8 protein-coding genes and 2 rRNA genes are annotated in these 6,583 nt (G+C 39.1%); 2 read left to right on the forward strand and 8 right to left on the reverse strand.

Annotation, left to right across the window (positions count from 1 at the left end):
* Nucleotides 1-2 precede the first annotated feature (2 nt).
* Nucleotides 3-692, forward strand: a complete 690-nt coding sequence (locus C0J08_RS11520; RefSeq protein ID WP_212652120.1) for a sensor histidine kinase — start codon at nucleotides 3-5, stop codon at nucleotides 690-692.
* An 18-nt stretch (nucleotides 693-710) separates the two neighbouring features.
* Here the strand turns inward: C0J08_RS11520 and C0J08_RS11525 are convergent, their stop codons facing one another.
* The 8 genes from C0J08_RS11525 to rrf (C0J08_RS11555) form a co-directional block, all read right to left on the reverse strand.
* Nucleotides 711-1,325, reverse strand: coding sequence for a GntR family transcriptional regulator (locus tag C0J08_RS11525; protein ID WP_212652121.1), 615 nt, complete (start codon nucleotides 1,323-1,325; stop codon nucleotides 711-713).
* Between the two features lie 13 nt (nucleotides 1,326-1,338).
* A complete protein-coding gene (locus tag C0J08_RS11530; protein WP_212652122.1) occupies nucleotides 1,339-2,511 on the reverse strand; it encodes a benzoate/H(+) symporter BenE family transporter in 1,173 nt (390 codons plus the stop codon).
* Between the two features lie 20 nt (nucleotides 2,512-2,531).
* Nucleotides 2,532-3,299: a ZIP family metal transporter gene (locus tag C0J08_RS11535; protein WP_349304771.1), complete on the reverse strand. Its 768-nt coding sequence runs from the start codon at nucleotides 3,297-3,299 to the stop codon at nucleotides 2,532-2,534.
* Between the two features lie 148 nt (nucleotides 3,300-3,447).
* The gene (locus C0J08_RS22740; protein ID WP_283247038.1) at nucleotides 3,448-3,579 is read right to left on the reverse strand and encodes a hypothetical protein; all 132 of its coding nucleotides are present in this window, start codon (nucleotides 3,577-3,579) and stop codon (nucleotides 3,448-3,450) included.
* Nucleotides 3,580-3,691: 112 nt separating this feature from the next.
* Entirely contained in the window at nucleotides 3,692-5,008 is a 1,317-nt protein-coding gene (locus tag C0J08_RS11540) for an ATP-binding protein (protein ID WP_212652123.1), read from the reverse strand.
* A gap of 61 nt (nucleotides 5,009-5,069) precedes the next feature.
* Nucleotides 5,070-5,735: a response regulator gene (locus C0J08_RS11545; protein WP_212652124.1), complete on the reverse strand. Its 666-nt coding sequence runs from the start codon at nucleotides 5,733-5,735 to the stop codon at nucleotides 5,070-5,072.
* Between the two features lie 358 nt (nucleotides 5,736-6,093).
* A 5S ribosomal RNA gene (gene rrf / locus C0J08_RS11550) occupies nucleotides 6,094-6,208 on the reverse strand.
* Nucleotides 6,209-6,292: 84 nt separating this feature from the next.
* Nucleotides 6,293-6,407: ribosomal RNA gene (gene rrf, locus C0J08_RS11555) — 5S ribosomal RNA — on the reverse strand.
* Here rrf (C0J08_RS11555) and C0J08_RS11560 point away from each other — a divergent pair.
* The coding region (locus C0J08_RS11560; RefSeq protein ID WP_212652125.1) for a hypothetical protein at nucleotides 6,396-6,583 on the forward strand (188 nt) is incomplete at its 3' end. The two genes, rrf (C0J08_RS11555) and C0J08_RS11560, sit on opposite strands and share 12 nt — an antisense overlap.

Below are 6,583 nucleotides of genomic sequence, written 5' to 3' on the forward strand. Positions count from 1 at the left end.
GGATGAAAAAAATCAACATTAGCACGATTTTAGCCAGTGCAATCCATGAAAGTAAAAACCAAGTAGGTACTATGCTGTATCACTTGCAAGGTCTTAAAGATTCGATGAGTAAAAATGACTCGAATCAAAAGAAAATCATACCGATTGAAGAGTCGCTCAAAAAGCTTAATGACGAATGGGTTGAATACCTTTATCTGTATCGACTTGCTTCGGATGGTTACGACTTACACGCAGATACATTTTTACTTGATGAATTCCTTGATGACCAAGTATTTGCCCTACAACCCTCAGCCAATGCGAAAAATTTAGAATTGGAATATTCCTGTGAATCATCATTAACAGGAACTTTCGACGAACGATTAATGACTGCGGTAGTCAGCACAGCTGTCTACAATGCTCTAAGATTTGCAAAAACTAAAATTTTGATCGAAGCCAAAAATGAAGACAACTTTCTCATCATCACTATCGAAGATGATGGCAAAGGCTTCAAACAAAAAAATAATGAAGACGAGGAAGATGAAGAAGAATTTTTAGATAATAATACAGGCTTAGGGCTGTATTTTGCCGAATTATCAGCCACCGCCCACTCTGTTGGCGATAGGATAGGCTTTATTAAAAAAGAGCGCTCTCAAACACTTGGTGGCGCAAGCTTAATGGTCTATTTACCACAACCCAAAGAAATCGACCTATAAATTTCTTTTTATAACAAGCTAACTTTTCAAATAGTTTGTCAATAAAACTCCCGCCGTTTTTATGTGCTGCCTCAAACAATTGAGTGCAGCCGTTCTATCTTTTTCAATAATTAACTGTAATATTTCTTCGTGCTCATCCTGGCTAGACTTTCTATACCCTAAAGGCCCGTATTGAAAACCAAGATAGCGAGCAGCTTGTGTATTTAACTTTCTCACTATAGTTTGCAATGTCGGTCTATCTGCAGCTTGATATAAAGCCATATGAAAATACCAATTCAACTCTCCGCAACGAACAAGGCTCACATCCTTTCGGTTTAATTCTGACAAATATCCTCTCGCTTCAAGAAGATGATACTCATTAATAAAATCAAACGCTTTATCTAATAATAAACACTCTAACTCAGCACGCATTAAATAAAGGTCTTCAGCCTCCTTCCAATTCAAAACTGGAATCATGACACCAGCTTTGCCATTTGGTACCAACCAACCTTCAGCTTTTAACGTAAGCAAAGCGTCCCTTATTGGGATTCTACTGACGCCATAGCGAACTGAAAGGCTTACTTGACGCAGAGGAACCCCCTTAGGAAGTTGATTATGCAAAATATCCTCTTTGATTCGCCTAACAATATCCATATGAGAAAATCCCTTATTTCACCTTGGCTTTAAAAATCAAAAGGCAAATCACACCAAATAAGATTCCCCAAAAAGCAGAAGCAATCCCTCCAAAGGAAACACCAGACACTGTAACCAGAAAAGTAACTAGTGCCGCCTCTCTATTAGAATCCTCCTCCATCGCACTCTTTAAATTCAAACCAATGGTTCCCAATAAAGCAATACCGGCTAAAGCGGCAATCATTGTCGCAGGAAAAATAGAAAACAAAGCAACAACAGAAGTACCAGCTAAACCCGCCAACCAATAAAAAACACCAGCAGATAATCCTGCGATATAACGCCTTTTAGGATCTTTATGACACTCATCCCCAGAACAAATTGCCGCCGTAATCGCCGCTAGATTAAATGCAAAACCTCCCAGTGGAGCTAATACTACAGATGTAAAGCCAGTCCAACTAATCAATGGCGAAACGGGAGTCTGAAAACCACTACTGCGCATTACAGCCACACCAGGAATATTTTGGGATGTCATGGTCACAATATATAAGGGAATACCAATTCCAATCAAAGCCCCCAAGTTCCACTCAGGCCAACTCCATACAAAGCTACCAAGCGCAAAAGGGATATTAGATAACATCTGTCCATCAGACCTTGCAAGTACAAATGCTACACCAGACACCAAGACAAACAACACAGCATAACGAGGTACAAGTCGCTTACTTACTAAATAAGTAACTAACATAATACCAACTAAAAAGACGTCGCTTTTCATAGAGTCAAAAATAGAAAGCCCAAACTTGAAAAGCACACCCGCTAACATAGCGCAAGCCAGAGGCAAAGGAACCAAACGCATTAATTTATCAAATAGCCCCGATACGCCTGTTAGTAATGTCAAAATACCTGCGAAAACAAAGACGCCGATTGCTTCTGCATAACTAATCGTTCCCAAGCTTGTAGCCAACAAAGCAGCACCAGGGGTCGACCAAGCCGTAATAACAGGTGAACGAAACCATAAAGAAAGGAAAAAACAGGTAGTTCCCATGCCTAAACCCAAAGCCATAATCCAAGAAACAATGGTATTTGAATCTGCGCCCGCGGCTTGAGCCGCTTGAAAAACAATCGCAACTGAACTAGCAAAACCAATAAGCACGGCTACAAAACCTGCAACAAATGCACTTACACTAAAATCCTTCACTATACCAAGCACAACGCTATTACCTTATCCGCTTAATAGAAGTGCTCACTATATTTCAAAAACAACGTTTTTGTATACATTTTTATCCATGAACAAGCATATAACCCACTAGACCAAGGGTGAAGCCCATTACTGCCCCCCATTGGTGGCGCCCAATGTTTTTCTAATACCACTTGAGGTGCAATATCTTGAAATACAGCATATAAAATACCACCTGAGGCAAATAGCATTATTCCAGACACAAACTCGGGCCATTCGGATAACCATAAATGCGCAATCACGCCTGCAATCGGCCCAGTCAATGCAAGCAAAGCAAAAAAGCAAATAATAGTTATAGAACGATAATGAGAAGAAGATTTCAGCTCTCGAAATGCATTAAAACCTTCTGGTAAATTTTGCATTGTAATTAAAACTGCAAGCAATACTCCATTGCTCGCATCTAAAGCAAACGCAGCGCCAAGAGCCAAAGACTCGGGAATGAAATCAACCAACATGGCAACCAGTTGACTCATTGAGGCCTTACTTTTACAAAGTCGTATATCCAACCACATAAACGCCATACCACCTAACAGAAACAAAAAAGCGGCAGACTTAACAGTAAAATGCTCCACTCCCTCGGGCACAAAAACTAGGGCGATAGCAGATAACAAAGCACCACCACCAAATGCCGTAATACCATGCATTAACTCAACTTCTAACCATTCTGGCTGAATACGCTCAAAGTTAGCAATCAAAGCCCCCAAAGGCATTGCCAAACCAGCTAATAAAGTTAAAAAGATAACATTATATAAAGGTTCCATTACTAAATTATCCTTGGAGATACTTGCAAGTTTGGAATAATAAAAAGCCTGCTTTCAATTAAACAGGCTTAGTTACTATTTTATATATAGTATTAGAATTCACTAATTATTTATGACACTCAAAAGACTTTTTAAAGTGATTTTTGATTCAATCTTTTTGTTCCAAGTCTATATTGACCCAAGCATCCCAACCTTGCCATTCGTCTTGGACATCCCGCTCATCTAAGATGGTCTTTTTCTCTACAATTATTTTATAAAAGGCACCAATAAGCCGCTTCATTATGCTTTCCTCCACTTAAGTTGTTAAACCCAGCATAAGCACTTTGATAAAATTTATATAATCATCATTCACTAACAGCCCAATATGAAAAACCTATTCGAGCAATTAGATATTAGCGTAATACTAAAATTGGCAGTTGAACCTGAACAGTTAATCCTTTAGGAAAAGAGTCTTCAAAGAAAAGCGAACCTTGGTATTTATCAACAATATTCTTTACAATGGACAGTCCCAGACCTGCCCCATCGACTTCTCCAGTACGAAAAAAGCGCTCACTTAACCTATGCTTTTCTTCTTGCCTAATCCCTTTACCGACATCTATTACTTTTAATTCGGCGTTGTTTTTAGACTGGGACCAAATAACATTTATAACTGAGCCATCCGGTGAAAATTTAATCGCATTACTCAGTAAGTTCTGTAGTAATACTTCAATATGATTTGATTCCACACCGCAGAGCCAAGACAAACTATTATCAATATCTAAACTAATTTCAACCTTGTTATGCCAAGCTAAAGGCAAAACATCAGCAATCATTGATCGGCTGATTGCCGCTACATCAACAATTTCTTTAATGACTTTCTTTTGATGCTCGAGACGAGCAAGAGCCAGCAATTGAGAGACAATTCGGCTCGATCTATCAACACCTGCGGTTAACTGATTAAGGGACTCTGTTCTTTCTGTATCATTTTCTGCTAACGTGGCATTTTCTGCATGCACTCTAAGAATACTTAGAGGTGTTCTCAATTCATGTGCTGCATCGGCTATCCAACGCTTTTCTCTTTCCATCAGTACATCAATTTCTAACAAAAGCCCGTTCAATGCCGTTTTTAAAGGAGCCAATTCTTTAGGCACATTAGACATTTCAATCGGCTCTAACTTAGTTGGTGCAATTTTCTTAATTCTTTGTGTAAGCTGCTGAAGTGGCGCCAAGCCAAAGCCCACAGCCCCCCATACAAGAGCGGCCAAAATAGGCCAAGCGAGTATCTCAGGAAAAAGAGTTTGAAAAACGATTTGATCTGAAATTTCTCCTCTTATATCAGCCCTTTCAGCCACGATAACCTTAATATTTCCACTGGTTTTATTTAGTGTAAAAGTACGCCACTCGTATTGTCCTGACTTAGCATCACCATAACCTGATTCATCAGTCTTTAAACTCGAAAACGTCATTGAATCAGACGTAATTTTTAATTTATCGTCACTCCAAATTTGATAAAAAATTTTACTTTCATATTTATGACCAACAGACGCATTTGTATCACTCTGGTCTATCAGTAATGGCAAAATAATATCTTCATTCGCACCTAGCTTTTCGATGCTTTCTGAGAGTGTAAGCAGAAGACGTGCCTGCTGAGCTAGGCGAGCATCAAATAGTTCTTCAACTTCATGGTTGGCAAACAACAAACCAATAACCATGATAAAAATACTTGTCATAACAAAGAGACACATGACAAAAAATAGGGTTCTTCGGCGAATTGAGCTAAATAGATTTTTGTTAATCCATTTCTTGATCAACCACATAGCCAATGCCTCGTATGGTGCGAATTATCTCAGGAAATAATTTTTTACGTAAATGATGAATATGAACTTCAAGCGCATTACTCTCCACATCGTCACCCCAGCCATACATCAATTGCTGAAGCACATCACGAGTGAAAACATGCCCTGGCTGACTAACAAGTTCATGTAATAAAGAGTATTCTCGACGTGTTAACGTTACGTCTTTATCTTGATAAGTTACTTTATGACTTGCCGGAAACAAAGTAACCCCTTTGTAATGAATTTCGCTAATGGCTCGTCCATAACGGCGGCGTAACAAAGCACGTACGCGGGCTTTTAACTCAGTTACCTCAAAAGGTTTAGCCAAATAGTCATCGGCTCCTAAATCCAAACCAGCCACTCTGTCTTCCAGTGCATCTCTTGCGGTAAGAATAAGAACTGGAACAGAGTTTTCATTGGCTCTTAATTGCTTAAGAACAGACAAACCGTCCAGTCTTGGCAACCCCAAGTCCAAAATAACTAAATCAAAGACTTCATTTGCTAATGCATCTAAAGCATATATGCCATCATGAAGCAAATCGACCGTATAATCTTCTCGCTTCAAAGCCGTTACAAGGCCATCCGCTAATGAAAGATCATCCTCAATCACTAGTATTCGCAAACCCAGTCCTTCTTTTATAAATAAGCCAAATTAGATTCCAACACACCTTTTGATGCCAATAAACTCATTTCAGTTTTTTCAAGCTACTACAATCACAAAGTGTCTAAAATGAATGAATATGCATATATTGATACAAATACTAGTCAAATAAATAACGGGGACGAGTCACAGCAAATTTTTCTGAAGATGAAAATTCTTAAAACAGCAAACACCTCTAAATATTTGCCTTTGAGAGTTTTCTTACCTCAATCAAAGGTAACATTCTACTCTACTGACTTGCCATTCATAGAGAGCCTACTGATTCCCCATAACGAAAAAACCCTACCCTGATAATCAGGATAGGGTTTCTCTAATTAAATCTTGATAACGACCTACTCTCACATGGGATCTCCCACACTACCATTGGCGATGGCGCTTTTCACTTCTGAGTTCGGGATGGGATCAGGTGGTTCAACGCCTCTATGATCATCAAGAAAACTGGTTTGTTTTATTAGCAATCGTCTAATAAAACCAAATTTTCAATTGCCTGATTTCTTATCAGGACTTCTAAATATAAAGCTTGACGACGACCTACTCTCACATGGGATCTCCCACACTACCATTGGCGATGGCGCTTTTCACTTCTGAGTTCGGGATGGGATCAGGTGGTTCAACGCCTCTATGATCGTCAAGCAATTCGTTTTGCGTTTTGTTCTGGTTGGACGTTGTCGTCTCACCAAAACACGCGAATACGTGCTTGGATCTTTAACAATTCATTTTGAAATAGGGATAACCAAGTATCAAACCGATGTTATTTTCATCGTAATTCTATGTGTCTTTGTCATTTTGATGATCTTGAGCTTTCACTC

The organism is Marinomonas sp. CT5 (genome assembly GCF_018336975.1).
In the GTDB taxonomy this organism is placed as follows: Bacteria; Pseudomonadota; Gammaproteobacteria; order Pseudomonadales; family Marinomonadaceae; genus Marinomonas.